The organism is Mesorhizobium sp. M0478 (assembly GCF_040321305.1).
GTDB lineage: Bacteria > Pseudomonadota > Alphaproteobacteria > Rhizobiales > Rhizobiaceae > Mesorhizobium.
The window spans coordinates 323,560-349,142 of record NZ_JAMYRH010000002.1; the positions used below are offsets into that span (position 1 = coordinate 323,560).

Annotated in this window: 19 protein-coding genes; 10 read left to right on the forward strand and 9 right to left on the reverse strand. The window is 61.0% G+C overall.

The features are described 5' to 3' along the window. Nucleotides 1-32 precede the first annotated feature (32 nt). Nucleotides 33-1,547, forward strand: a complete 1,515-nt coding sequence (amaB, locus tag NKI64_RS05940; protein WP_023671784.1) for an L-piperidine-6-carboxylate dehydrogenase — start codon at nt 33-35, stop codon at nt 1,545-1,547. A 207-nt stretch (nt 1,548-1,754) separates the two neighbouring features. On the opposite strand, the gene NKI64_RS05945 is transcribed toward amaB, so the two are convergent. After that, nucleotides 1,755-2,624: a hypothetical protein gene (locus NKI64_RS05945; protein ID WP_023828185.1), complete on the reverse strand. Its 870-nt coding sequence runs from the start codon at nt 2,622-2,624 to the stop codon at nt 1,755-1,757. Between the two features lie 583 nt (nt 2,625-3,207). Here NKI64_RS05945 and asnB (NKI64_RS05950) point away from each other — a divergent pair. The 4 genes from asnB (NKI64_RS05950) to nadE are packed head-to-tail and all read left to right on the forward strand — an operon-like array spanning nt 3,208 to nt 8,003. After that, nucleotides 3,208-5,145: an asparagine synthase (glutamine-hydrolyzing) gene (gene asnB, locus NKI64_RS05950; protein ID WP_352499094.1), complete on the forward strand. Its 1,938-nt coding sequence runs from the start codon at nt 3,208-3,210 to the stop codon at nt 5,143-5,145. 25 nt (nt 5,146-5,170) lie between these two features. Then, complete coding sequence (locus NKI64_RS05955) at nt 5,171-5,431, forward strand: acyl carrier protein (RefSeq protein ID WP_023686311.1); 261 nt, start codon at nt 5,171-5,173, stop codon at nt 5,429-5,431. Between the two features lie 23 nt (nt 5,432-5,454). Beyond that, the gene (locus tag NKI64_RS05960) at nt 5,455-7,002 is read left to right on the forward strand and encodes a class I adenylate-forming enzyme family protein (RefSeq protein WP_023686310.1); all 1,548 of its coding nucleotides are present in this window, start codon (nt 5,455-5,457) and stop codon (nt 7,000-7,002) included. After that, the gene (nadE, locus tag NKI64_RS05965; protein WP_023696871.1) at nt 6,999-8,003 is read left to right on the forward strand and encodes an NAD(+) synthase; all 1,005 of its coding nucleotides are present in this window, start codon (nt 6,999-7,001) and stop codon (nt 8,001-8,003) included. The genes NKI64_RS05960 and nadE overlap by 4 nt, the downstream gene beginning before the upstream one ends. 134 nt (nt 8,004-8,137) lie before the next feature. Here nadE and NKI64_RS05970 read toward each other — a convergent pair whose 3' ends face one another. The 5 genes from NKI64_RS05970 to NKI64_RS05990 form a co-directional block, all read right to left on the reverse strand. Beyond that, nucleotides 8,138-9,253 carry a hypothetical protein gene (locus NKI64_RS05970; RefSeq protein WP_023671790.1) on the reverse strand — a complete coding sequence of 372 codons (1,116 nt, stop codon included), beginning with the start codon at nt 9,251-9,253 and terminating at the stop codon, nt 8,138-8,140. After that, nucleotides 9,250-9,978, reverse strand: coding sequence for a N5-glutamine methyltransferase family protein (locus NKI64_RS05975; RefSeq protein WP_502901366.1), 729 nt, complete (start codon nt 9,976-9,978; stop codon nt 9,250-9,252). The genes NKI64_RS05970 and NKI64_RS05975 overlap by 4 nt, the downstream gene beginning before the upstream one ends. Before the next feature lie 169 nt (nt 9,979-10,147). Continuing rightward, nucleotides 10,148-11,278, reverse strand: coding sequence for a glycosyltransferase (locus NKI64_RS05980; RefSeq protein ID WP_352666989.1), 1,131 nt, complete (start codon nt 11,276-11,278; stop codon nt 10,148-10,150). Continuing rightward, on the reverse strand, nt 11,256-12,854 hold the full coding sequence (locus NKI64_RS05985) for a GumC family protein (RefSeq protein ID WP_352666992.1): 1,599 nt from the start codon (nt 12,852-12,854) through the stop codon (nt 11,256-11,258). Before NKI64_RS05985 ends, NKI64_RS05980 begins: the two co-directional genes overlap by 23 nt. A gap of 218 nt (nt 12,855-13,072) precedes the next feature. After that, nucleotides 13,073-14,335 carry a VpsF family polysaccharide biosynthesis protein gene (locus tag NKI64_RS05990; RefSeq protein WP_023754981.1) on the reverse strand — a complete coding sequence of 421 codons (1,263 nt, stop codon included), beginning with the start codon at nt 14,333-14,335 and terminating at the stop codon, nt 13,073-13,075. A 378-nt stretch (nt 14,336-14,713) separates the two neighbouring features. Here NKI64_RS05990 and NKI64_RS05995 point away from each other — a divergent pair, with 378 nt between their 5' ends. Next, complete coding sequence (locus NKI64_RS05995; RefSeq protein WP_196815211.1) at nt 14,714-15,817, forward strand: acyltransferase family protein; 1,104 nt, start codon at nt 14,714-14,716, stop codon at nt 15,815-15,817. 42 nt (nt 15,818-15,859) lie between these two features. Here NKI64_RS05995 and NKI64_RS06000 read toward each other — a convergent pair whose 3' ends face one another. After that, nucleotides 15,860-16,774 (reverse strand): glucosamine inositolphosphorylceramide transferase family protein, encoded by a 915-nt coding sequence (locus tag NKI64_RS06000; RefSeq protein ID WP_245261280.1) that lies wholly within the window; start codon nt 16,772-16,774, stop codon nt 15,860-15,862. A 735-nt stretch (nt 16,775-17,509) separates the two neighbouring features. Here NKI64_RS06000 and wecB point away from each other — a divergent pair. The 3 genes from wecB to NKI64_RS06015 are packed head-to-tail and all read left to right on the forward strand — an operon-like array spanning nt 17,510 to nt 20,794. Continuing rightward, nucleotides 17,510-18,664 (forward strand): non-hydrolyzing UDP-N-acetylglucosamine 2-epimerase, encoded by a 1,155-nt coding sequence (gene wecB, locus NKI64_RS06005; RefSeq protein ID WP_023754977.1) that lies wholly within the window; start codon nt 17,510-17,512, stop codon nt 18,662-18,664. Continuing rightward, nucleotides 18,657-19,994, forward strand: coding sequence for a UDP-N-acetyl-D-mannosamine dehydrogenase (gene wecC, locus NKI64_RS06010; RefSeq protein WP_023686301.1), 1,338 nt, complete (start codon nt 18,657-18,659; stop codon nt 19,992-19,994). Before wecB ends, wecC begins: the two co-directional genes overlap by 8 nt. Then, entirely contained in the window at nt 19,991-20,794 is an 804-nt protein-coding gene (locus tag NKI64_RS06015) for a WecB/TagA/CpsF family glycosyltransferase (protein ID WP_023725122.1), read from the forward strand. The genes wecC and NKI64_RS06015 overlap by 4 nt, the downstream gene beginning before the upstream one ends. Before the next feature lie 40 nt (nt 20,795-20,834). On the opposite strand, the gene NKI64_RS06020 is transcribed toward NKI64_RS06015, so the two are convergent. Continuing rightward, nucleotides 20,835-22,274, reverse strand: a complete 1,440-nt coding sequence (locus tag NKI64_RS06020) for a lipopolysaccharide biosynthesis protein (protein ID WP_023671801.1) — start codon at nt 22,272-22,274, stop codon at nt 20,835-20,837. A gap of 168 nt (nt 22,275-22,442) precedes the next feature. On the opposite strand from NKI64_RS06020, the gene NKI64_RS06025 reads away from it, so the two are divergent. Further along, nucleotides 22,443-23,561 (forward strand): glycosyltransferase family 4 protein, encoded by a 1,119-nt coding sequence (locus tag NKI64_RS06025; RefSeq protein WP_023671802.1) that lies wholly within the window; start codon nt 22,443-22,445, stop codon nt 23,559-23,561. Between the two features lie 18 nt (nt 23,562-23,579). Here NKI64_RS06025 and asnB (NKI64_RS06030) read toward each other — a convergent pair whose 3' ends face one another. After that, nucleotides 23,580-25,469: an asparagine synthase (glutamine-hydrolyzing) gene (gene asnB, locus NKI64_RS06030; protein WP_352666998.1), complete on the reverse strand. Its 1,890-nt coding sequence runs from the start codon at nt 25,467-25,469 to the stop codon at nt 23,580-23,582. Nucleotides 25,470-25,583 lie beyond the last annotated feature (114 nt).

The following is a 25,583-nucleotide window of genomic DNA, read 5'->3' on the forward strand; positions in this document are numbered from 1 at the left end:
TATGATGGCGAGCGGATCTGAAAGGGACAAAAATGACGATAGCGAAGGAAACGGCCGAACTTCTGGCGAAACTGGGTGTGGCCAAGGACGCGCTGACCGGCGGCGACCTCGTCGTGCGCAGTCCGGTGACGGGTGAACAGATCGCGGCGCTGAAGACGATTTCGCCGGCCGATGCGGCCAAGACCATCGATGCCGCGCACACGGCGTTCCAGGCCTGGCGGATGGTGCCGGGTCCCCGGCGCGGCGAACTGGTGCGGCTGCTCGGCGAGGAGTTGCGCGCGCACAAAACCGAGCTTGGCCGGCTGGTGTCGATCGAGGTTGGCAAGATCCCGTCGGAAGGCCTCGGCGAAGTCCAGGAAATGATCGACATCTGCGATTTCGCCGTCGGCCTTTCCCGCCAGCTCTACGGTCTGACCATCGCCACCGAGCGTCCGGGACATCGCATGATGGAGACCTGGCATCCGCTCGGCGTCGTCGGCGTCATTTCGGCCTTCAACTTCCCGGTCGCGGTGTGGTCGTGGAACGCGGCGCTCGCGCTGGTCTGCGGCGACGCCGTGGTGTGGAAGCCCTCGGAAAAGACGCCGCTGACGGCGCTCGCCTGCGAGGCGATTTTTGCCGGCGCGGTCAAGCGCTTCGGCGCAGATGCGCCGCAGGGCCTGGCACCGGTGCTGATTGGCGACCGCTCCGTCGGCGAGATCCTGGTCGACCACCCGAAGGTGGCGCTGGTTTCGGCCACCGGCTCGACCCGCATGGGCCGGGATGTCGGCCCGCGTCTGGCCAAGCGCTTTGCCCGCGCCGTGCTCGAACTCGGCGGCAACAATGCCGGCATCGTCTGCCCGACCGCCGATCTCGACATGGCGCTGCGCGCCATCGCCTTTGGCGCCATGGGCACCGCCGGCCAGCGCTGCACGACGCTGCGGCGCCTGTTCGTGCATGACAGCGTCTATGACGCGCTGCTGCCGCGGCTGAAGAAGGCCTATGAGAGCGTCTCGGTCGGCAATCCGCTGGAGACGTCTTCGCTCGTCGGGCCGCTGATCGACAAGGCGGCCTTCGACGCCATGCAGAAGGCGCTCAAGGAAGCCACCGCTCACGGCGGCAAGCTGACCGGCGGTTCGCGGGTCGAGAATGGCCATCCCGATGCCTATTACGTGCATCCGGCGCTGGTCGAAATGCCGAAGCAGGTGGCTCCTGTCACCGAAGAAACCTTCGCGCCGATCCTCTACGTGATGAAATATTCCGATTTCGATGCCGTGCTCGACGAGCACAATGCGGTCGGCGCCGGACTGTCGTCGTCGATCTTCACCCGCGACCTGCAGGAATCCGAGCGCTTCCTCGGCGTCGATGGTTCGGATTGCGGCATCGCCAACGTCAACATCGGCACGTCGGGCGCCGAGATCGGCGGCGCCTTCGGCGGCGAGAAGGAAACCGGCGGCGGGCGCGAGAGCGGCTCCGATGCCTGGAAGGCCTATATGCGCCGCGCCACCAACACGGTGAACTATTCCAAGGCGCTGCCGCTGGCGCAGGGCGTGTCATTCGACATCGATTGAGATGCTGCGCCCGGCTTTTGACCAGTTGATCCACCCGAACCCGTCGGGCGGATCGCTGCCGCTCGCGCGGATCGTTCCGCTTTCAGGCTTCGCCCCCGCTGTCCAGATGTCCGTATCCCGACGGCGGAAAGGCCACCTCGGCCATGCGCCCGGACGGGTCCTCGCGGTCGGCACGATCGGCTGCGCAACAGCGTCTGCGCCGAACGTTCAGCCAGCGTGCGGCGACGCCGGTCGGCAGGCCTCGAACGCGGCATCGATGACGGCAAGCTTGGCGGCCTGCACGGTCATGTATTCCTGGTAGAAGCTGTTGGACACCCACATCACCGAATGCCCGCGCCGGCCCAGCCAGCCGACGCTGCCGAGCTTTTCGGCGTCGCGCAATTTGCGCGCAAGATGGGTGCGCGAGAGTTTTAGCCAACTGGCGAATTCGCCGATCGAAACCACGCTGGTCGGGATCCGGTCGAGGGCGGCATTGTCGGGATCGATGCCGGACATCAGCCAATCCATGACGATGCCGCCATTGTTGAGCCAGATGAACAGCGAAAACGTCTGCTTGGGCTCACGCACTGGGTTGGAGGAGAGCAGGCCTTCCGCCACCAGCGGCTGCAGCCTGGAAATCATGCCGTGCTGCTCGAGAAAGGCGGCGAGGCGGCTGCCGCTGTCGAGACCGTCGAGCGTGCGCAGATGCGCAACCACCCAGCCGTCGAATTCCTTCAGCGTCGCTGCCGTCACCTGAAAGGGATGGGCTCGTCCATCACCGGTGTGCGGCAGGTATTCGATGATGTGATAGTATAGCATCTCCTTGATGAAGGCTTCGGCCGTGTTGCGGCTAGCGACGGAATAGTGAAGCACGGCATCGATGAAGCGGGCCAGTGTCAGTTCCGTGCGGGGATCGCGCGGGTCGCGGGCGAAATGCAGGGCTAGGCCGGTGTGAGCCAGCAACCAGCGCTGTTGCGTGGCGAACACGGCGGCCAGGCGTGGGCTCGTTTCATAGATATGCAGCAACGCCTTCGACTGCGCCTCGACATGACGGTGCAGCGCCGGATGGCCGGCAATATATTCGAAATTCAGCGCCATCCTCCTCGTCCTCCGGCCAGCCCCCCGGCAGCGAAGACGTGCAATCACATTTCCAGCCTTAGCCGCCCGTGTCAGGCCATGCCAACCCGGACAAAAGGCCTAGAGCGATCAACCGTTCTACAGACACGTTGAAACCCCCGTCATCTCTTGATTTCGAGGCAAATTGCTTGAGAAGCGCCGCGCGCTTCTGCAGAGAAAACCGTGTCACACTTTTTTGGAAACGCTCTGGTCCGTTCGCGCCTAGGGCGTGTCGGAAAACGCTAAGCCATTGCAACCGTTGAAAAACCTACCGCAATAATAGTCAGCCCGGCAGCCTGCGGTTGAATTTGCCTTAAGATCGCCAGCACGTTGCGCGCGGTCCGTTTGTATCCAGGCGGTTCGCCACGTCGGAGCGCCTGGGCTATCGTTCCGGCTATTACGGCCGCAAGCGCGAGGTGATGGAGAGCCATCGCGTCCTAGCCACGAAGACCACATCGTGGCAAACTTCTTGTTAACCACATGCTCGGTGAAATTATCGGATTAACCCCAGATGCCACTATCGAGGTTATGTTCCGTACCTTAGCGTTCAATATGAGTTCAAGGGATGTGTGGATTCGGGGGTTATTTCGGGTCAATCCGGGATGCGGAAGCTTTGCTCACGCACATGGTAGCCGCAATTGCCCATCGTGGGCCGGATGAGCAAGGGAAATTCGTAGCACCCGATGCCGGGCTCGGGCATGCGCGGCTGTCGGTGATCGGCATCGGCGATGGCCAGCAACCGATGTCCGACGAGGCCGGCAATTTGACGATTGCGTTCAACGGCGAGATTTTCAACTACATAGAACTGCGCGAAGGGCTGATCGCCAAGGGCCGGCACTTTCGGACGTCGAGCGACACAGAGGTCATCCTTCAGCTCTATGAGGAGATGGGCGAAGACTGCTTGTCTCTCCTGAACGGTGATTTCGCCTTGGCGATATGGGACAATCGGCAGCGACGAATGGTGCTTGCACGAGACCGCATGGGTGTCCGGCCGCTGTTCTACACAAGCAAGGACGGGGTGCTTTACTTTGCCTCGGAGATCAAAGCCCTGCTGAAGGTCCCGGGCGTCTCCGCTGAAATTGATCCGGTTGCGCTGGATCAGATCTTTACGCTGTGGGCGCCGATCGCTCCGCGCACGGCGTTCCGCAATATCCACGAGTTGGAACCGGCAAGTGTGATGATCGCGACGCAGGGGCAGGTCACGGTCAAACGGTACTGGCACCTGGACTATCCGCATCGTGATGAGCCGTCGAAGATCACGAACGAGGACCACGCGGCAGAGGAATTGCAAGCCCTTCTGACCGATGCGGTGAGGCTTCGCATGCGGGCCGACGTGCCGGTCGGTTCCTATCTTTCCGGAGGGCTCGATTCGTCGCTTGTTTCGGCGCTTGCCGCCGGCATGACTCCTCGGAGACTGGAGACATTTTCCGTAACCTTCGACAGCGCCGAGCATGACGAAAGCGCCTTTCAGACCGAAATGGCCTCGGCGCTCGGCACGCGCCACCACGCCATAGAATGCGGCGCCCGCGATATCGCCAGCGTCTTTCCTGAGGTCATCCGCTTTACCGAGCGGCCGATCATCCGCACGGCGCCAGCGCCACTCTACAAATTGTCCGCCCTGGTTCGCCAGGCCGGCCTGAAGGTGGTGCTGACGGGTGAAGGCGCCGACGAGGTCTTCGCCGGTTACGACGTCTTCAAGGAGGCGCGTGTCCGCCGGTTCTGCGGGCGGCAGCCCACATCGCGCATGAGGCCGCAGCTGTTCCGCCGGCTTTACCCGTATCTGCCGGGCCTGCAACAGCAATCGGTGGAGTATCTGGCTGCCTTCTTCGGCACCAGCAACGCTGCCCTCGACGATCCGCTGTTCTCGCATCGGCCACGCTTCAAGACCACGGCGGCGGCGAAAATCTTCTTTTCCGGCGACCTGCGCGCGACGTTGAAGGGTTATGACGCAGCTGAAGAGCTGACCAGCCGCCTACCCGAGGCGTTTTCCCTATGGCATCCGCTGCATCAGGCGCAATATCTCGAAACCCGCTTCCTCCTGCCCGGCTACATCCTCTCCAGCCAAGGCGATCGGATGGCCATGGCGCACGGCATCGAAGGGCGGTTTCCTTTCCTGGATCATCGCGTGGTAGAGTTCGCGGCAAGACTTCCGCCGGAGATGAAACTGAAAGGCTTGATGGAGAAGCACATATTGCGCAAGGTGGCCAGGCACCACCTTCCGGCGGCGATCGGTAAACGCACCAAGCAACCTTACCGCGCCCCGGAGGCCCGCTCCTTCGTCGGGGCGGAGGAACTAGACTATGTTCGTGACTGCCTGGGCGAGGCGAGCATTACCGCCGGCGGCCTGTTCAACGCCAAGGCGGTGGCCAAGCTCCACGAGAAATGCCGCATGGAGACCGCGACCGGATTTCGCGACAACGCCGCCTTCGTCGGCATTCTGTCGACGCAGCTGTGGCAGAAGAATTTCGCCGGCCAAGCGGTCGGCGCGGCAAGAGCGGCCTGAGACGGCGAGGAAAAGGAAAGACACGATGACGGCAATCAAGGACAGGGTCAGAAGCTTTATCGTCGACAACTTCCTGTTCGGCGACACCTCCTACAAACTGTCGGATTCAGCCTCGCTGATCGAGAACGACATTATCGACTCGACTGCGGTGCTTGAGCTGGTGGCCTTCATCGAGGACAATTTCGGCATCGCGATGGTGGATGCCGACATCGTTCCGACCAACCTGGACTCGCTTGACCGCATCTCGTCCTTCATCGAGGCGAGAGCACAAACGCTGGCAGCGTAAGCGCCAACGGCGAGGAACGTCCCGTGCGGATCGAGCATTTTCTGGTGGCGAAGGCTGCTGCCCACCCGGCCAAGACGGCATTGGTCACCAGGGGCAAAAGGCTGAGCTACGAAGAACTCGACGACCTTTCGAGCCGGCTGGCCACCGCTCTCTTCATGAATGGGATCAGGCGCGACGACCGCGTTCTGATCTTCATGGACAATTGCTGGGAGGCCGCCGTATCGATCTTTGCCGCACTCAAGGCAGGTGCGACCTTCAGTCCGATCAACCCCTCCACAAAGGCCGACAAGCTCGGTTACGTCATCGCCGATTGCGACGCCAGGGCGGTCCTGACGCAGGCGAAGCTGGTGCCCGTGGTCACCGAAGCCTGCGCATCGCAAGGCAAGACCGGCATCTTCGTGGCTTCCACCCCTGGGGCCGATGGGCAATGCCCGGCAGGGGCCGCGTCCCTGACTGACTGCCTGACGTTCGATGGCGCGGAGGTGAACCATCGCGGCATCGACGTCGACCTTGCGATGCTGATCTACACGTCAGGTTCGACCGGCCGGCCCAAGGGTGTGATGATGACGCATCGCAATTGCGACGCTGCCGCGGGGTCGATCGCCACCTATCTGCGCAACGCGCCGGACGACATCATCCTGAACGTCCTCCCGCTTGCCTTCGACTATGGCCTCTATCAGTTGCTGATGGCAGTCAGGCTCGGGGCCACGCTGGTGCTCGAGAAGTCCTTCGCCTTCCCGCACGAGATCTTCGAACGCATCCGCAAAGAGGGCGTCACCGGCCTTCCGCTGGTGCCTACCATGGCGGCGATGATCCTGCAGATGCGTGATCTGGCGCCGGGTTTCCTGCCCAGCCTCCGCTATATTTCCAACACCGCGGCCGCCTTGCCGCCAGCCCACATAGAACGCCTGCGCTCGCTGCTGCCCGGCGTCCGGATCTATTCGATGTATGGGCTGACCGAATGCAAGCGCTGCACCTATTTGCCACCCGAGGAACTTGACCGCCGGCCAGGGTCGGTCGGCATAGCCATCCCCAACACGGAAGCCTTTGTCGTCGACGACCTTGGACAACGCGTGCCGGCGGGCGTGGCAGGTGAGCTCGTTATCCGCGGTCCGCACGTCATGCAGGGCTATTGGCGCAACCAGGCCGCGACGGAACGAGCGCTCCGGCCGGGGCCTAACCCTTGGGAAAAGGTGCTCTATACGGGCGACCTGTTCCAGACCGACGAGGACGGCTTTCTCTATTTTGTCGGGCGTAAGGACGATATCATCAAGACGCGTGGCGAGAAGGTCGCCCCCAAGGAAGTGGAGGCAGTGCTCCACGCCCATCCAGGTATCGCGGAAGCGGTGGTCGTCGGCGTGCCGGATCCGGTGCTGGGGCATGCGATTGGCGCGCTCGTCGTGCGGTCCGATCCGGCGCTTGGCGGAAAGGACATCATTCGTCACTGCGCGCGGCACCTGGAGGATTTCATGGTCCCCAAAATCATAGAGTTCCGCAGCGAATTACCGAAGACGGAGTCGGGCAAGGTCAGCCGCCGGCTCGCGGCTGAGATGATGGAGGCCGAGCAATGAACATCGGCTCAACCCAGGATGCGCCGGCCTTCACGCAAGCCCTGGTCATCGATCCCGCCGCCGAAACGGACAGGATCGTGGCGGCCCTGCGCGAGCAGTTGCGCGGCATTCGCAAGCGCGGCCTCGTGCTCGGTCTTTCGGGCGGTATAGATTCCAGCGTTTCGGCTGCATTGGCCGCGCGTGCCGTCGGCCACCAGAATGTGCTGTGCGTGCTCATGCCGGAAAGCGATTCCGACCCCGAAAGCCTGCGACTCGGCCATCTGGTCGCCGACACTTTCGGCGTCGAGGCCGTTGTGGAGGATATCGGGCCGACCCTGCGGGCAATGGGCTGCTATGAACGCCGCGACGCCTTCATCCGCGAAATGGTCCCGGACTATGGCAAGGGCTGGGCCTCAAAGATCGTGATCGCGAACGTGCTCGAAGGCGAGGGCTACAACATCTCCTCGCTGGTGGTGCAGGACCCGCAAGGCAAGCAGACGAAACTGCGGATGCCGGTGACGGTCTATCTCGGCATCGTTGCCGCCACCAACATGAAGCAGCGCACCCGCAAGCAGATCGAATATTATCATGCCGACCGGCTGAACTTCGCCGTGCTCGGCACACCGAACCGGCTGGAATACGATCAGGGGTTCTTCGTCAAGAACGGCGACGGCGCCGCCGACGTCAAGCCGATCGCGCATCTCTACAAGACGCAGGTCTATGCGCTAGCCGCCTATCTCGGCATTCCGGAAGAGGTCCGCAACCGGCCGCCGACCACCGACACCTACTCGCTGGCGCAGACGCAGGAAGAATTCTACTTCTCCCTGCCTTACGATCGGATGGATCTGTGTCTCTACGGCCTCAACAACGGCGTGTCCGCCGAGGTGGTAGGGCAAGCGGCGGGATTGACCGCCTCACAGATCGAACGCGTCTGGGCCGACATCGCCGCCAAGCGAAAGGCAACGCGCTATCTGCACCTGCGCCCGCAGCTCGTTGACGGCGTGGACGAAGTCGGCTCCTGACCTATGCATATCGAGCAAAAGTGATCCGGTCTTGCGATACGACATGCATGAAAGAAATACTAAGCTCTTGTCTTTACGCAATTCCGGACGGAAAGCCGCGCACCCTTTCCTGGAATTGCTGTAGGCGGAACGCTTCAGGTGAAGCGGCCGCCGATCAACTGGCTCCACTGCTCGCCCGCAAGCCCGTTCAGAAAGACCTGCGCGTTCTTCATGGCATCGAGAAGCTCGGGATCGCGTGAATGCACGACGGTCGAGGCGACCGGTATGAAGGCTATGCGTCTTACAAGCATGGCGTCCAGAAGCGCGGGCTGGACGCGGCCGCGCAAGCCGGAGACACCGCGCCGGGCGGCATGCTCGACCAGGCAATCGATCACCGGCCCGGCCTGGCCGGGAAGAGCGAGGACCTGCAGCACGCGGCCGATCCCGTCCGGTCGCGCGTAATAGGCGAAAGCGCCGACATTGGCGCCGTTCGGCGATGCCACCGACACGTAGACAAGCTCTCCGAAATCCGGCTTTTGCGCCGCATCGCCCAGAATATGGTTGAGCTGACCTTCCGCCCACTGCGGACGTAGCGGAAATTGGGCGCAAAGCGGCTCCAGCAGCCCCGCAAAGCTGCCGCTGTCGATCTCGGAGGCCCGAAATGCCCCCCGGCTCGATGCGTTGGCGACGACGCCGGTCCAGCGTCGTTGACTGCCCTTCATTTTGCGAAGGTAGAGCCGGTCGACGATCCGGGCGAGCGGGTTGAACATCCAGGCAAGCTTCATGTGATTGGCAAAAAGGCTGAGCATGAAGGTCGCCGGCCGCATCACGCGAACCCAGTCAAGGCTGTATTGCGGCAGCACAACGCCGCGAAGCCGCGTCCACAGTTTCACGGACGTATCATTGGCGGTTTCGCTGAAGGAGATGTCCTGCGGACCATCGAGGAAGGCCTTCAACAGGCGGGCACCGGCCATCGGATCGGTCTCGTGATCCTCGACCATCAGCGAGCTGCAGATGGCAGCGTAGAGCTGCCGGCCGTTGAATTTCATTGGCAGCGCATGAACGCCGACGAACCCGGAAACCTGGCCGGCGTCATTGACATGGACAAGCGAACGGAGCCCGCTGCCCCAGTCGGGTGCGTCCAGATAAAACCGCCTCATGTAATCGACGAGGGAGGCCGGCGCTGGCCCCCGCTTCTTGCGCAGCATGCGTTGAAACATGCCCGCGACGGCCGCAAGGTCGGCCTGATCGAGGGCGCGGACGACGCTCACGCCGGGCTCCCGGTTCCGGGAACCCGGCCACCATGTTTGCGCGCCATGGCGACACGGGGCTGGCCGTCGGCCGTCACGGCAAAGGTTGGGGTTTCGTAGGATTTCGTTCTCGATAAAAGGGTTGCTATCTGCCGATCTTGACCTTCGCCGAACTCAAACAGCAGCCATCCGCCTGGCTTGAGGAAAGCTGCGGCATCCCGGACCAGCCTTTGGAGGATCGAAATACCGTAAGGGCCGCCGTCGAAAGCTTCCCGAGGTTCGTTCTCCAACAGATGCGCGCTTTCGCTATCGAGACGGGACGACGAAATATAGGGCGGGTTGCACAAAACCATGTCGGCAGCGCCGTGGAGGCCGTCACCCTCGATCGCGGCAAATAGGTCGCCTTGCCGGACCTTGATCCTGTCCTGCAGGGCGAGGCGCACAACATTGCGGCGGGCAAGCGAAACCGTGCTGTCGGTCAGGTCCGCCGCCCATGCCCGAGCCCGAGGACATTCGCTGACGATGCCCACGGCAAGATTGCCGCTGCCGCAGCACATGTCGATCGGGATCGTTTCGTGCGCCTGTTCGCCAAGAATGGCCGCGGCCGTCCGGCCAAGCAGTTCCGTTTCGGCTCGCGGCACCAGGACGTCAGGCGCGAGTTCCAGCTCAACCCGCATGAAGCGGTGCAATCGCGGCCAATTGCGATCGTTTGCACGGCCGGCAGGAAGGCTGTGATGCTGCGGCAAGGAAAATCCCTATCCTGAGGATAAAACGCGGGTTCCCTGTTGTTACCAACTCCGGGTAAATTGATGTTAAAGATCATGATTGGATTGGGAGTAACCGGCCTATGTTGGCGGCGTCCTGTCCCATCAATGGCGGATTCCTGTGCCGCCGCAAGCCGATCCATGCGCTAATTCAGAGCAACGCCTCGTACCGGTCTCCGATCTTTTCAATTTCGAAATCCGCCGCCCTGCTTTTCAGGATCGCGGCGGTTGTCGGCTGGTCGAGCATTCCGGCCATCGCCACTGCCAGGGCCGCGGCATCGCCGACCGGCACCAGGGCGCCGAAGCGGCCGTCATCAAGTATTTCGCGCGGGCCGTGCGGCGCGTCCGTGGAGACCACCGGAATCCCCGCTGCCATGGCCTCGACCAGAACATTGCCGAAGCCCTCGCTGGTCGATGATAGGACGAACAAGTCAGCTACGGCGTAGCAGGCCGCCGGATCATTGACATAGCCCGCAAACAGAACGTCTGCGCCGATACCGGATTCTTCGGCATAGGCGCGCAGCTCGTCGGCCAGCGGACCCTCGCCGAAGATGACAAGCCGGGCCCGGCGGCCGGCGCGCAGCACAGCGAAGGCCCGCAGCAACGTCCAATGATCCTTAACCGGCACCAGGCGTCCGGCGGTGATGATGACGGGGCCGTCGCCCATCGCCGCGAGCTCTGCCTGCCAGGCGTAGGAGCGTTGCTGGGATGCCGCAGCCGGCGGCAGCGGGTTGTTGATGACCACGACCTTGGATTTCGGGAAGCCTCGGGCCACAAGATCGCCGCCGACACCCTCAGAAACCGCGATGGCCCTGGTGGCGCGGGCCGCAACCAGGGCCGAAAGCCAGACCGCCATTTTCGCGCCAAGGCTGCCGGAAGGCAATGAGGCGGCGGCGTGGAAACTCGGGAAGAACCGCGCCCTGCTTCGCGCGAGGGAAAGCGCCAGCGCCACGACCAGATTGGCGAATTCCGGGGCGCTGTAGATCGCGTCGGGAGAAAGGCGGCCAAGCAGGCCCGCGCTTCGCACGATGCCTTTCAATGTCGCCCACTTGCCATAACCCTCGCCGCGAATGGGGAGGCCGAAATCGACCAGATGCACGGCAGGCGAAAGCAGGGCGGCATTGGGCCCCTGCGCGTTCCAGGTAAAAAGCGTGACGTTGTGGCCGCGCGATGCCAGCTCGTTCGCTATCAGGACGAACACACGCTCGGCGCCGCCGCCCCTGAGGCTGGCAATGTGAAAGACAATCCGCTTCGCCATTTCAGGCGCGGCTGGCAATGACATCCGGGCGGTTCGGCGGAAGCCGCATGTCGCGCACGATACCCAGGGTAATGGCGAGCAACATGCCGAGGATCATGCCGCCAATGGCCCCCAGGCCGATCATCACGACGGTGCGCGGGGGCCATGAACGGCCCTTTGGCGGCACTGCGGTGGAAATCACCTGCACATTGGTGCTGTCGATCTGTTCGCGCTCGGTTATCTGGCGTGCCCGCGACAGGAAGCTCTCATAGATAGCCGTCTTCGACGCGGCGTCACGTTCAAGCTCACGCAAGGCGACCTCGGAATCGCTATCCGAGAACACGTTGCCCTTCAAGTCATTCATCTTGGCATTGAGGGAGGCCGACGAGGTTTTGGCGGCATCGAGATTGACCTTCGCCAAGCGCAGGGTGCGCGCGTATTCGGCGCTGAGTTGCGCGCTGACCGTGTTGTACTCCGTCTTAAGCCTGACGATCGACGGATGACGGGGGCCAAAGGTCATCGACTGCGAATCGATCTGCTGGCGCAGGCCGTTGGCCGTTGCGCGCAGCGCCACAAGCGCCTCCGACGTGGCGGGACCGGAATTGGTGCCGTTTGCGCCGGCGGCAAGCAGGGCGTCGTAACTTGCCTGCGCGGCGATGACGCGCGATTGCGTCTCCACGATCTGGCCGTTGAGCTGGGTCATGGTTTGCGAGGAAACAAGCTGCCCATTGCTGGTGGCCAGATTGTGGCTGCGCCTATAGGCCTCGACCTTCTCTTCGGCCGCCTGCACATCGCTCTTGAGCTGGCCCAGCCGCCCGTCCAGCGCGGCCGCGGCACGGCTGGCGCCGGAAGCCTCGGCGCTGGCCAGCTCTTCCTGGAAAGTCTTGACGATATCCTGCGAAATCAGGATCGCCTTAGCGGGGGTTTCCGCCGATACCATCAAGGTCGTGACAAACGACTTTTCATCCGCGATGCTGCTAACCCGTTCCGCCAGGTTCTTCAGGGCGGTAAGCTTTGGGTCGGGTTTGGCGCCGTCCGTCCCTGTGCGGCTTCGGTCCGCGTCGAAGAACTCCGGGTCACTGGCCAGGTCAAGATCGTCTACAACACGTGAAAGCACGCTGCCCGAGGTCAAGATGCGCTCTTTGCTGCGCGCGCTGAGCAGCTGTCCATCGACCTGGGCCGATTGCGGGTAAAGATCATTCGGAACAACCTGAAGATTGGCGGGATTGATGAGGATGTCCGTGGTCACGGTGTAGCGCTGCTTGCTCAGCAGAGCGTAGGCACCGCCGATGATCCCGCCGGCTATTGCCAGCAGGCATACCAGAGCGAGGCCGGCGCGCAGCCAGACAAACAGACGCCCGAAATCGAGTTCGAGAAAGGTTCCGATCTTGTTGAGCGTCACCGTCGTGACGGTCTCGGCTACAGGCGGCGCCACGGGTGCAGGCGACACAGGGGCCGACGTTACAGGGGCCGACGTTACAGCGGGTGCCGCCGCATGTGCCATGATCGGCGCGGTTTGTTGCGGCTGTGGCCTGCTGGCGCGCCGCGCATTTTCGATCCGTTCATAGGGGCTAATGCCGGCGGCGGCCGCGGCTGGAGGAGGACCGGAAGCGGCGGACATCATGCTAACCCTTTAATATTCAATACGCACAGCCTGCTTTACGGAAACATCGTTAACATTTCATTTTCCAGGCGTGTCAGGCGCGTTCCGGAACAGCGATCTATCCACCCTTGGTCGGTATTCTGCCACGCCCGTCGTAGCCTGGCAAAGCGTGCAGGCGTTTCAAATGGAAATACAAGAGGTCGTCGCGAGGGCACCCGCAAGGAGCGGGCTTGGCGTCATGTCGCTGTTGATGCTGGTTGGCCTTGAAGGGGCGTGCCGGTTTGGCGCCCATCCGGCTTTCGATAAGCGAGCAACAAGATGACGAGCAGCATGATATCCGGCGCCTTCGAAGAAAGGGCATTGTTTGACAATGCCGCGAGAATGGACGCGGCCGCTGCGATATGGGCGGCCCGAGGCGTATTGCGCAGGAGCTTGAAAAGGAACCGGAAGAAAGCAAAGGCGAAGAGCAGGGCGATCGGCAGGCCGAACAAAAGCGTAAGAACGACCGGCGTGCTTTCGATGAAGGGGAGGTTGAGCTTTTCGTTGACGATCTTCAACAACTCGTTGGGATTCATGCCAAGCAGGATGTCCCTCCATTCAACAAACTTGAATACATCGTAGATCTTGACGCGCGCGTCGTAATTTTGATCAAAGAGCGTGTTGCTGAAGCGGTTCAGCAGCCCCGCCGAAAAGAGTATCGCAATCATTATGGCGCCACCGGCCAGCGTCAGCATCAGCACCAGGAGTTTGGCCTGGCGTTGATGTCTGGGTGACAAGTCCGGCCAAGGCAGGAACACGAGCAGGAACAGGATCTCGCCGCAAGCGAGCAGCAGGGCGGTGCGCGCGCCCGAAGCGGCCGTGCCGATGAAGAGAATGAAGATGCAAAGCGCGCACACCCAGATACGCCACCGCGTCAATGCAACGAAACCTATGGCGGTGGTGCAAAGCGCGCCCAGCGCCAGCGGATGGGCCGACAGTCCGATCGGCCGAAAGTCCAGCTCAACGAGGGGATAGGGCAGGAATCGATGCTGGGTGACGGCCTCGATCGTTCCGATGATGGCGCTGAGGACGATCATGCCGACGATGACATTGCCAAGCGCCCTGCGCACATGGTCACCCAGGGCAAGCATGATCATCGCCGCGGCACAAGAGACCAGATAGGAATCGATTATGAAGCCGGCCGAGCCGGCACGGCCTATCACGAAGAGATAAGGCACCAGCCACAACAGCAGCAGCGAATATAACAATGTCGCCTTGAACAGCCTGACTTCATCGCCTTCGAGCCGAATTGGCCGGGTCGTGGCGATGACGACAAGCAGCAGAAAGATCGCATAGGTCCCGATATGCAGCTTTTCGGGAAACGACCCCCCCTCCGTCGAATAGGACATCACCATATTCATCAACTGCGGAGAGATGGTCGAGCGGAGCAGGAAAGCGAAGGCCGCGAGGAGAAAGAACAGGAGTGTGAGGGCGTCTTGGCGGCTGGCCTGCGCGGTCACGAACTGTTGCTCTGTGGGGGTGACACTCACGATTATCTGACCAGCGTTGCGGCTTGCGATTGAGATGGCAGGGGACGAACGCACCCCGGGTACATTTTCCTGCACGAACGTAAAGGAATATGGATAACCCGATCTTAACAGTGGCGATGCCGGGCATGGGCCGCCACATGTCAGCTTTGCCGAAAAGCCGGACACCGCTCATTGAAATCTCACCAAAGTGCGCCGCGTGGGAACGAATGCACGCAATGCACTTGCGCGACATGCATCGGCAGCCGGATTTACGCTATTTCGTGAACTCGGTAACCCACACTTAATTGGCCGGTCGTATTGATGGCGATGCTTTGCACGGCGCCCGACGCGCTGCCTGTGGACGGCACAATGGCATCAGGCGCCGGCAAAGCGCAGGAGATCAAGGTGAAGAAATTCTATTCGATTCAGTATCTTCGCGCCTGCGCCGCCTTGCTGGTTCTGTTCGCACACGCCTTTTCCTATCAGATTGGCGTGGACAATCTGATTATTGTGACGGCGGGCCGCCTGGGCGTCGTTCTGTTCTTTGTCATCAGCGGTTTCATAATGGTCCATATTACGGGAGATGGTCCGTTTTCCGCTGCCACCTTCCTGAAACGCCGAGCAATCCGGATCATCCCCCTTTACTGGCTTTTCACCAGCCTCGCCGCGGTTCTGGCGGCGCTCGCGCCAAGTCTCTTCCAGAAGACCGTCTTTACATGGCCCCACTATCTCCAGTCGCTCCTCTTCATTGTTCACGAAGCGCCTGGACGGGATAGCGCCAGTCCAATCCTCTCACTCGGCTGGACGCTCAATTACGAGGTATTTTTCTATATCGCTTTTGCGGTGTTCGCATTCCTGTCCGTGACCTCGCGCGTATTTGTGCTGACGGTCTTTTTCATTGCGATGTGGATAGCCGGGCTGTGGCTGGCTCCCACCAACCCTGTTATCCAGTTCTATCTCAACCCTTCTCCGGTGGCATTCGTAATCGGCATGTGGATAGGGCGGCGCTATTTGGACGGTGATTTCACTTCCGACATACGCCATGCCTGGATATTCGGCGTAATGACCGCTGCAGGCGTGGTGCTTTCATTCGTCGATGACGGTACGCCGCTCTTGGGTCAGATCAGCTTCGCGGGACAAGCAATGTGGGCGGCGGGCCTGCTTCATCTCAGCCTCATTCTGGAGCCGAAACTCAAGCACTGGAGCCTTCTCGAGCAGTTGGGCGACGCTTCCTACGCGCTTTATCTGTCGCATATCTTCGTGATCGGCGCTGTGGCGTACCTGGCCAGACGCACCGTCGGATTCGAGCATCCGACAACGGTATTGTTGGTGTCGGTGGTCAGCATCGTGGCAGCCTGCCTCGTCAGTCTGGTGATTTACGAGATGATCGAGAAACCGATTCTTCAGACCCTGAACGGCAGAAGGAAGACGAGAAACACACCGCTTCCTCATATTGCCACGGAGAACAAATAAGCAGGCCACGCAACGGGACGCTCACGGCTTTCAGCGCTTCAGTCAGCCCGCGCTGTCCACGACCTCGACATTGCCGGCGCGGTTAAGCGTATGAATGCCCGTGCGTGCCCATGCCGGACCCGCGCCGATCGGCCGGGGCGAGGCAAAACGGACATCGGACGCGTCGAGTCGCTCAAGCCGCATCAGCCCCAGACCACCGCCATAGGCCCTCGATCCGTTCTGCACCGGCAGCACCAGGGCATCGTCGTGGCGGATAAAGGCGCCGCCCGGCCGGGTGGCCGAATGATCGACGGCAATGGGATTGAGCGGATGGGCGACCCATGGCCCGCGCAGCGAGGGTGCGCAATAGACCGCCATCGTGTCCGATGCGCTGCCGTAGCCGAACCGCTCCGTTCCAACCAGCCAGAAGCGACCGTCGGATTCGAGCAGCGTCGCGTCGTTGAAATCCCTGTCCGCCATCAGCACCGTGTCGCGGACCCAGCGGTCGGGAAACTGCGCGGCGCGATAGAGCACAAGTTCGCGAGCCGAACCACTTTCGGGGATCATGAAAATCTCGCCATCGTGTGCGAACACCTGCGGATACGACAGGTGGTGCGCTTCCTCCAATACAACCCTTGGAACACCGAAAGTGCCATCGTCACCGAGCTCGGCGACGGAAATCACGCCGCGACTCGTCGCGTAGGGGAATTCCTCGACAAACAGATGATGGCGGCGGTCGGCCTCGAAGACGAACGGGTCGGCATAGAAGCGTTGGCCATCGTCCGGCAGGACTGTGAACGGTTTGCCGTCGAGTTGCCCGGTTTCGGCGATGCCTGGTCCGTCGATCACCCGATAGGCAACCTGCCAATAGAAGGGGCGTCGTCCCCGCCTGATTTTTTGCACGGCGCGATCGATCAAAGCCCTGCCAAAAAAGGGCACATAGTGTCGAACAAAACTGTCGTTCTTCAGGATCGGCACCGGGTTGTCGCTTACCGGCACAAGCTTGCCCGCAAAGAAGCGGGCGACGGTTTGCATGATCAGCGACATGGCGCCGGCGAGCAGGTCGTTGCAGCTTCGAGATAGCCAGAGCCTGTCTGCCAGCATCGGTCTAGCCTGGGCCACGACAACGCCATCGAGGCGAGCGCCAAGTTCAGGCAATTGTCCGCTCGCCAACATCGCGGCAACGCCGGCTGGAAAGCTGTTGCGACCGCAAAATTCGAGCCTCAGGACTGGCGCGTCTTGCCCCGTTGCGCTGGCAGTGAGATCTATGACGAGGTCCGGAGGGCCGCGATCGATGGGCGGCAACGGCTCGGACCGGCCCGCCAGCGAGGGACCGAAACGCCGGCTCTCGATCGCCAAGACAGTGTCCAGCCCCCGAGCGGTTGGCGCCGGCGCCGGCGCGTGGCAACTCGAGACCACATAACCTGCCGCACCCAACCGCATAAAAAGCTCATTTTCCCAGCGCCGGGATGCGACGGCGTGGCCGATGATTAGAATATTAGTCAACCCAAGTTATTCTCGTTAAAGCAAAAAATGGCTTTGCTCTGGTATCTTTCCCCACAGTTCCTGGCAAGGGTTGCCCAAGGGGGGCTGCGGACTCTAGCGTTAATCATACGTTAATTTTTTTGAATACGAAGGCGGTTCAGGGCGCTATTGTTAGGCTGAAAGCACATGTCAGCCGGGCGCCCACGCTTTCGGTGACCAGGGTCAACCATGAACGCCGTTTCACATCCGAACTTGCCCTCAAGGCGAAAACTGCTGATCGTGTTCGGCACGAGGCCGGAGGCGCTCAAATGTTTTCCGGTGGCGCGCGCCGCGCTCGCCCATCCAGGCTTTACCACGGAAATATGTGTGACGGGCCAGCATCGCGAGATGGTCGATCAGGTCATTGAACTGACGGGCCTGCCGGTGCACTACGATCTTAACATCATGCAACCAGGTCAGACTTTGTTCGACGTGACCTCGCGCGTGCTCCTCGGAATGGCGGGGGTGCTGGAGAAGGCGAAGCCGGACGTCGTCATCGTCCAGGGCGACACAACCACCGCAATGACCGCGGCTCTAGCTGCCTTCTACAAGCGCATTCCGGTTGCCCATATCGAGGCGGGATTGCGCAGCCACAACATCAACTCTCCCTTTCCGGAGGAACTGAACCGCAAGATTGCCGGCAACATCGCCACCTGGCATTTTGCGCCGACCACCGAGGCGCGCGACAATCTCATCGCCGAAGGAAAGGCTGCGAACACCATCTTCGTAACCGGCAATACCGTGATCGACACGCTGCTGCATTTCTCCAGCGAGATCGATGCCGACAAGTTGATGAACGCCAAGCTCGCCGCTCGTTTCCCCTTCATCGATCCGACCAAGAAAATGATACTCGTCACCGGTCATCGCCGTGAGAATTTCGATGGCGGCATCCAGAGAATCTGCACCGCGCTGAAGGCATTGTCGGCGCGCAGGGATGTGCAGATCATCTACCCGGTCCATCCCAACCCGAATGTGCGCTCCGTGGTCGAGGCCGAAATCGGGACGGTGCCGAACATCCACCTGATCGACCCGCAGGACTATTTGCCGTTCCTGTACCTGCAGAAACAGAGCTACCTGGTGTTGACCGACAGCGGCGGCGTGCAGGAAGAGGCGCCTTCACTCGGCAAGCCGGTGCTGGTAATGCGGGAAAACACGGAGCGACCCGAAGGGATCGCCGCTGGTACTGCCCGGCTGGTCGGCACCGATATCGAAAAAATTCTGGCCAATGCCAATAGCCTGCTCGATGATGAGAGCGTCTATCGCGGCATGGCGGAGAGGCACAATCCATACGGCAATGGCCAAGCTGCGAGCCGGATCGTTGAGGAATTGCTGAATCATGGCTGAAATCAAAACCGTTTCCGTTATAGGCATGGGCTATATCGGCCTGCCGACCTGTGCCATTTTTGCCAGCCGCGGACTCGATGTCATCGGTGTCGATATCAACGAGGCGGTGGTCGCGAAGGTCAACCGCGGCGAAATCCACATCATCGAACCGGACCTGGATGGTTTGATCCAGAAAGTTGTCGCCAATGGCAAGCTCAAGGCATTCAGCACGCCTCAGCCGGCCGATGCCTATATTATCGCCGTTCCAACTCCGATCACCCCGGACCGCAAGCCGGATGTCAGCTACGTGCTTGCGGCAGCGCGAAGCATCGCTCCGGTGCTAAAACGGGACGACCTGGTGGTGCTGGAATCAACATCGCCGGTCGGTACGACGCGTGTCATGACAGCGCTGCTCGCGGAACTGCGACCCGATCTCAAATTTCCCGTTGCGCATGGCGAGGAAGCTGACGTCCTGGTCGCCTACTCTCCCGAGCGCGTGCTGCCGGGAAAGGTGCTGACCGAGCTGATCAACAATGATCGCTCGATCGGCGGACTGTCCCGAAAGTCTTCGGAGCGGACAGCGGCACTCTATTCAAGCTTCGTCGCCGGCGACCTGTTCATAACCCAGGCCGAAAGCGCGGAACTGGTTAAGCTGACTGAAAATGCGTTCCGCGATGTCAATATCGCCTTCGCCAATGAGCTTGCGGCGGTGTGCCAGGATCTGTCGCTAAACGTCTGGGAGGTAATCGATCTCGCCAACCGGCATCCTCGCGTGAACATCCTGCAGCCGAGCCCGGGCGTGGGCGGCCACTGCATTGCGATCGATCCGTATTTTATCATCGACGCCGCACCGAACAATACGCGGCTGATCAGTTCGGCACGGCGCATCAATTCCGAGCGACCCTTGTCGGTGGTCAGGGACATCGAGGCATTGCTCGACCCGACCCGCAAGCAGACGATCGCCTGTCTTGGCCTCAGCTTCAAACCCAATATCGACGATATGCGCGAGAGCCCGGCTGTCGAGGTTGTTAAGCTTCTGTCCAAGATTCCCAATATCAAGATCGTCGCTGCCGAGCCCAATGCGCGTCAGTTGCCACACGAGCTCGAGGGCAGCGGCGTCATGTTCACCGATGCACTTTCCGCTATTGACCAATCCGATATCGTCGTCCTGCTGGTCGACCATCGACAATTCAATCTGATCGATCCCGAAGCGCTCAAGGACAAGAAGCTCGTCGACACACGGGGCCTGTGGACCTGGCGCAAGGCGCGCAAGCCCGACGCCCGCATCGAAGGCAAGAAATCCGAAATGGAACGCTCGCAGTCTCTCGCTCGCACCGGAGAAGCGGCATGAACTCGCATGACCCGGCATGGGCGCAACACTCTCTATTGGCATCACGCCGCCGCGAGTTTCTCGGTGCGACCATCCATGCGCTGACCATGGCCGAGACGCTGGCCATCGCAGACGAGGCGATGGCGACGCGGCGACCGCTTCATCATGTTGTCGTGAACGTCGCCAAGCTTGTGAACATGCGCAAGAATGCCGAACTGCGCGAGGATGTCGTCGGGGCGGATATGGTCAATGTCGACGGCAAAGGCGTGCTTTGGGGCGCGCGGCTCTGCGGCGTCGAGTTGCCGGAGCGTGTGACCGGCGTCGACGTCATGATCAACCTGCTTGCGCTGTGCGCCAAGCGTGGCTATCGCCCCTACCTTTTAGGCGCTGAACAGCACATTCTCGACGCAGTTGAAAGCCGACTTGCCAGAGATCATCCGAGCCTGGCCATTGCCGGCCGGCGCAATGGGTATTTCAAGGCGGAGGAAGAGGCCGCGATCGTCGAGGCCATCAACGCTTCAGGTGCCGACTGCCTGTTTGTGGCGATGCCGACGCCGAGCAAGGAGCGCTTTCTCAAGCGCTATCGCGACGTACTCGCTCCGAGTTTCGTCATGGGCGTGGGCGGCAGCTTCGACGTCTATGGTGGAAAGGTCGCCCGGGCACCGAAACTGGTTCAGGCGGCCGGCCTGGAGTGGCTGTTCCGCGTGGCGCAGGAGCCGCGACGCTTGTGGCGCCGCTACTACGATACCAACACCGCCTATGCACTGCTGCTGTGGCGTGAGTTCTGGTCTCGCCGGGGACGCCGAAACGTCAATCCGTAAGCTCGCGACTTTCAGACAAGCATGCCTCATAGCGCGGGATTTATGCGATCCGGAGCCGTGCCCTTAGCTTGCCGATGAAATGCGTCACGGCCGCGGGGTGAAACAACCAGGTCAGTCCCAGGAAAGCCGCAGCGCCGGCGACGCCGCCCGCCGCGAGCGGAAAGATCGCCGGCATATAGCCCAGCGCAGTGCTGGCGAGGCTGGCGGCCAATCCGGTGCAGATAGAAATTATGATTGAGACAGCGATGTCGCGCCAGGGCACCGGCACCGGCGTGAGCCTCTCGGCGATGACGATGCAGGCTGCAAGACCTGCCAGCGATCCGCCCGCCAACGCCAACGCCGCGCCAACCTCCGCCATGGTGGGAATCAACAGAAAAGACAGTGAAATCGTTGCCACCGAGCCGAAGGAATTGGCGATGATCAGCAACCACGGCCGCTTATGTGCGTGCACCACGACGCCATAAACGAAGCTTGTGAGATTGGCACAAAGAACGCTGAAGGCGATGATCGGGAACAGCAGGCCGAAGCGACCATGATATTCCGCGGGCAGCAGGAGTCGCGTGATGTCGCCGCTGAGCGCGATAAGCATTGCTGCGACCGGCAGGCAAAGGCGTATCATCAAGGCCATGAGTTGCGACAACAACCGCCCGGACGCCTCGGATCCCTCTTCGTCGAAGCGGCTGACCACTTCTGGAAATGCGCCCATGTTGATTGCGTTGGCGACCATATCGATCGGCTGCCGAGCCAATGCGTAGGCGGCTGCGAAGACGGCCACCGCGCCGGCATCGTAGTAGAGCTTGAGGAAGACGCGTTCAGCGCTGTTGAGACCGAAACCGACCAGCGCCATGATGACCAGGGGCACGCCGAGGGCAAAAAACTCCTTGTGGGTGAAGCGCGGCGGGCCGCCAATAACGCGCCCGGATGCCACCACGCACGCCACGATGCCGGCAATCAGCACGGCGAGGCTCGAGCCGAGCGATACCGTCAGAAACGAGCGTTGGAAGATAAGGATGGCGGCGATCGGCAAGGCGAGTTGCAGCAGGCCGCGCAGATATTCAAGCATCGAATAGAGGGAATGACGCTGCTGCATTTGCAGCACCGTCAACGCGAACCGGCTGATGGAGCCGGCAATCAGATAGCTGCAGACGGCGATTGCAAATTCGATCCAGCGCTCCGGCACGATCACCGCCGAGGCGATCACGGATATGATCAGGGCCAGCACCGTGGTGACAAGCAATACCTGTCCGGCAAGCATCAGGCTGCCACGGCTGACGTCGCCTTTTCCGCCAAGCCGCAACAAGGCAATGCGCAGCCAGTTGGTAACGGCAACATCCGTCATTTCGCCCACGGTGACCACCAGGGTCAGCAGGCCATACTCCGTCTGGTCGATCAGCCGCGTCATGACGACCAGCAGGAGCAGAGCGGAAACCCGCGTCAGCAGAATAGCTGGGCCATAGATGAGTGTGGAACGGAGCAGCAAAGGGTTGTTCCCGGAAAATTTGCCGTCGATTAATCGTTGACCGACGGGAATTCCAGCACGATGACGGCAAAGGGTGAACGGATACAGTTTGAACCAAAAGATTTGTCGTAAATCTTTTTTGGAACCTTTGCTTTACGGTCACCCGGCATCCGCAATCCAAATGGTGTCATGTTGCAGCGTCTCGCCCACAATAGAAAAATACATGTCTTGGTCGCAACGCCCTCGGGCGTTTCGGGACAAGGCGGCATCGACCGGATCATGGGGGCGCTGAAGCAGGAGTTCGAACGGCAAGAGATCGCCGACATCGATCTGCGCTTTCTTTCCAGCCGTGGCCCGGGACATGTCGGGCTTTCGATCTTCTACATGCTTGGTTTTTGCGCGCGGATGCTTGCGGCCCGCCTCGACAGACGCGCCGACGTCATTCACATCAATATATCGGTCTCCGGCAGCACCTATCGCAAGATGATGATCGCCGCCTGCGCCAGGCTGTTGTCGATACCATATGTCCTTCATCTGCATGGGGCGCAGTATCAGACATTCTGGAAAGATGATCATAGTTTCATGAGCCGCCGTATCAGGGCTCTGTTCGAGCATGCCGGCCGGGTGATTGTCCTGGGGGGGCTTTGGCGCGATTTCGTCGCCAGCCGGGCACCGGCGAACGGCGGCAATATTGTCATCGTTCCCAACGCCACGGCAGTTCCTTCCCTGGCGCATGTCGGCGGAGGCGATCACGTGCACATCCTGTTCCTCGGCCGCATCGGCGAGCGAAAGGGCGTGCCGCAGTTGGGCGAGGCGCTGGAGCGGATGAAACATCTCAGGGGTTGGCGTGCCACGATCGCCGGCGATGGTGAGGTCGAGCCGGCACGAGCGAGGTCGGTCGCTCTAGGGATTGCCGACCGTATTGCTTTTCCGGGCTGGGTGGGACCTGACGAGGTCGCATCACTGATCGCTTCGGCCGATATTCTGGTGCTCCCCTCGTTCGCCGAAAATCTGCCAATGTCGGTGATCGAAGGCATGGCGGCCGGCCTGGCTGTCGTGGCCACCCCGGTTGGCGCGGTCGAGGACATCATCACCCACGAACAATCCGGTCTGTTGGTGCCGCCCGGCGATGTGGCGGCGTTGACCGAGGCGTTAACTCGGCTGGTCGAGGATACGGCGCTGCGCGCGCGGCTTGGCGCCGCCGCCATGGCGGTGCACCGGGAAAGGCTTGAGCTTGCACCGTTTGTCGACGCGATCTGCGATGTCTGGAGATCGGTCGCGTCCGAGGCGCGATCGGTCAAGCGCTGACGCTGTCCTTCATTGTCGTCACTGCGGCGGGCCAAGCGCGAATTCGCGGTGGAATATCTCCAGGTTCAAAAGCGCCCATATCAGTTTTTCGTGGTCCGCGGCGCGCTCGGCGTGCTCCCTGACAATCTGGTCCAGCTTCTTGGCGCTCAAATAGCGACGGATGACCGAATGGGACGAACACAGATGGTCCCGTACATAATCGCTCATCGGCCCGCGGAACCATTCGGCGACGGGCACCTTGAAGCCGATCTTTGGGCGGTTGAGGACCTCGTCGGGAACCATGCCGGCCATGCAGTCGCGCAGGATCTGTTTGCTGTGCAGGAAGCCCAGCCTGTAACGATCGGGCAGTTGGCTGACGAAGGAAACCAGATCGCGATCAAGGAATGGCATTCGCCCCTCGATTGAACCGGCCATCATCACTCGGTCGCCCCGTTCCAAGAGGTTGTCGGGCAACCACGATGTCTGATCAAAAAACAACACACGGCGCAGATGAGATTCCGTCACACTCGAAGAGAACGGGAAATCGTTGCAGTCATGGCCGCAAGTGGCCAACCCACCGAGGAGCGAATCGCGTTCCCGCGCCGTCATGGCTCCAAACCAGGAGATCATCCGGGTGGCAAAGTCCCGTTCACCCGCGCTTCGGGCAAATGTATCGAACTTGGCCGATGCGCCGGGCAATGCGCGCATCAAAGGGGCGAGGAGATTGTTGTGAAGCGACGCTGGAACAAGTGACCGGTAGACACCCGCCAGAGACTCTGCGCGATGTTTGGGGTAGCCGCCGAGTATCTCGTCCGCACCTTCGCCCGTAAGCACCATCTTGACGTCCTGCGAGGCTCGAACCGACATCAGGTAAATTGGAATGTCCGTACTTTGTGAAACAGGTGCCCCCCGATGGCGGACCATCTTGGGCAGATGATTCATCAGGTCATCCGCCTGGATGACGATTTCGCAATGATCGGTCTTGAAATGATCGGCGACGCGCCGGGCGAATGGAAGCTCGCTGTAAGCCTGTTCGCTGAAACCGACCGAAAACGTACGAATGGGGTTGTCGCTGTGCCTGGTCATCAGGGCAACGATTGCCGACGAGTCGAGGCCCCCGGACAGAAAGGCGCCAAACGGCGCATCACTGCGCATCCTGATCTCGACAGAACGGTCGAGCAATTCCAGAAATCGCCGCTTGGCGGTTCCTGGATCGATATCCGCTGTCAGATCGGTCTGATCCGGGGGCGCATAGTAGCGCGTTTCCGTTACTTCCCCTTGCGACCACACAGCGTAGCTTCCCGGGTTGAGCTTGCGGATCTGTTTGAAAAGCGTCCGCGGTCCAGGCACGTAACGCCAGGTCAGATACTCGCGCACTCCATCCAGATCGAGCTGCTGGCCATCTGGCTGCGCAGACAACAACGCGCTGATCTCCGAGGCAAACGACAGCAAATTTCTGCCTTGCATGAGGTAAAGGGGTTTTTTTCCAAAGGGGTCGCGAGCGAGGATCAATTCGCGCCGTTGAGCGTCCCACAGCGCAAAAGCGAACATCCCGCTCAATCGGTCGAACATGGCCAGGCGCCACTGGTCATAAGCCCTGAGCAGCACTTCCGTGTCGGAGCGTGTGCGAAAACGGTGGCCGAGACCGATCAACTCCTCACGCAACTCGATGTAGTTGTATATTTCGCCGTTGAAAATAATCCGGAGCCGTCCGTCCTCGGTCTGCATCGGCTGATTTGAATCGGCGTTTAAGTCAATAATCGCCAGGCGGCGATGCACCAATGCCAACTGGTCCTCGCCTGTGTTCAGGTCCAGGAGTTCGATGCCTTCGGCATCGGGACCACGATGCTGCAAGGCATTCGACATCCCGGCGGCCCGATCTTGTGGCTTCTCGACCCTGCGCCCAATCCAGCCGGCAATTCCGCACATTCTTTCCCTTGGCCCTCTTTCCCTTGTTTGCGTATGATCGAGGACACCAATCTACAGCGAATATATTAAATAGCTGCTCGGTGGAGTGATTTTAAAACTGAGCCTGATTTGGTT

What these genes read in the sequence shown, in the direction of transcription:
- amaB (WP_023671784.1), top strand. Translation starts at nt 33, where the DNA reads ATGACGATAGCGAAGGAAACGGCCGAACTTCTGGCGAAACTGGGTGTG.
- NKI64_RS05945 (WP_023828185.1), bottom strand. Translation starts at nt 2,624, where the DNA reads ATGGCGCTGAATTTCGAATATATTGCCGGCCATCCGGCGCTGCACCGT.
- asnB (WP_352499094.1), top strand. Translation starts at nt 3,208, where the DNA reads ATGTGTGGATTCGGGGGTTATTTCGGGTCAATCCGGGATGCGGAAGCT.
- NKI64_RS05955 (WP_023686311.1), top strand. Translation starts at nt 5,171, where the DNA reads ATGACGGCAATCAAGGACAGGGTCAGAAGCTTTATCGTCGACAACTTC.
- nadE (WP_023696871.1), top strand. Translation starts at nt 6,999, where the DNA reads ATGAACATCGGCTCAACCCAGGATGCGCCGGCCTTCACGCAAGCCCTG.
- NKI64_RS05980 (WP_352666989.1), bottom strand. Translation starts at nt 11,278, where the DNA reads ATGTCATTGCCAGCCGCGCCTGAAATGGCGAAGCGGATTGTCTTTCAC.
- NKI64_RS05985 (WP_352666992.1), bottom strand. Translation starts at nt 12,854, where the DNA reads ATGTCCGCCGCTTCCGGTCCTCCTCCAGCCGCGGCCGCCGCCGGCATT.
- NKI64_RS05995 (WP_196815211.1), top strand. Translation starts at nt 14,714, where the DNA reads ATGGCATCAGGCGCCGGCAAAGCGCAGGAGATCAAGGTGAAGAAATTC.
- wecB (WP_023754977.1), top strand. Translation starts at nt 17,510, where the DNA reads ATGAACGCCGTTTCACATCCGAACTTGCCCTCAAGGCGAAAACTGCTG.
- wecC (WP_023686301.1), top strand. Translation starts at nt 18,657, where the DNA reads ATGGCTGAAATCAAAACCGTTTCCGTTATAGGCATGGGCTATATCGGC.
- NKI64_RS06015 (WP_023725122.1), top strand. Translation starts at nt 19,991, where the DNA reads ATGAACTCGCATGACCCGGCATGGGCGCAACACTCTCTATTGGCATCA.
- NKI64_RS06025 (WP_023671802.1), top strand. Translation starts at nt 22,443, where the DNA reads ATGTTGCAGCGTCTCGCCCACAATAGAAAAATACATGTCTTGGTCGCA.
- asnB (WP_352666998.1), bottom strand. Translation starts at nt 25,469, where the DNA reads ATGTGCGGAATTGCCGGCTGGATTGGGCGCAGGGTCGAGAAGCCACAA.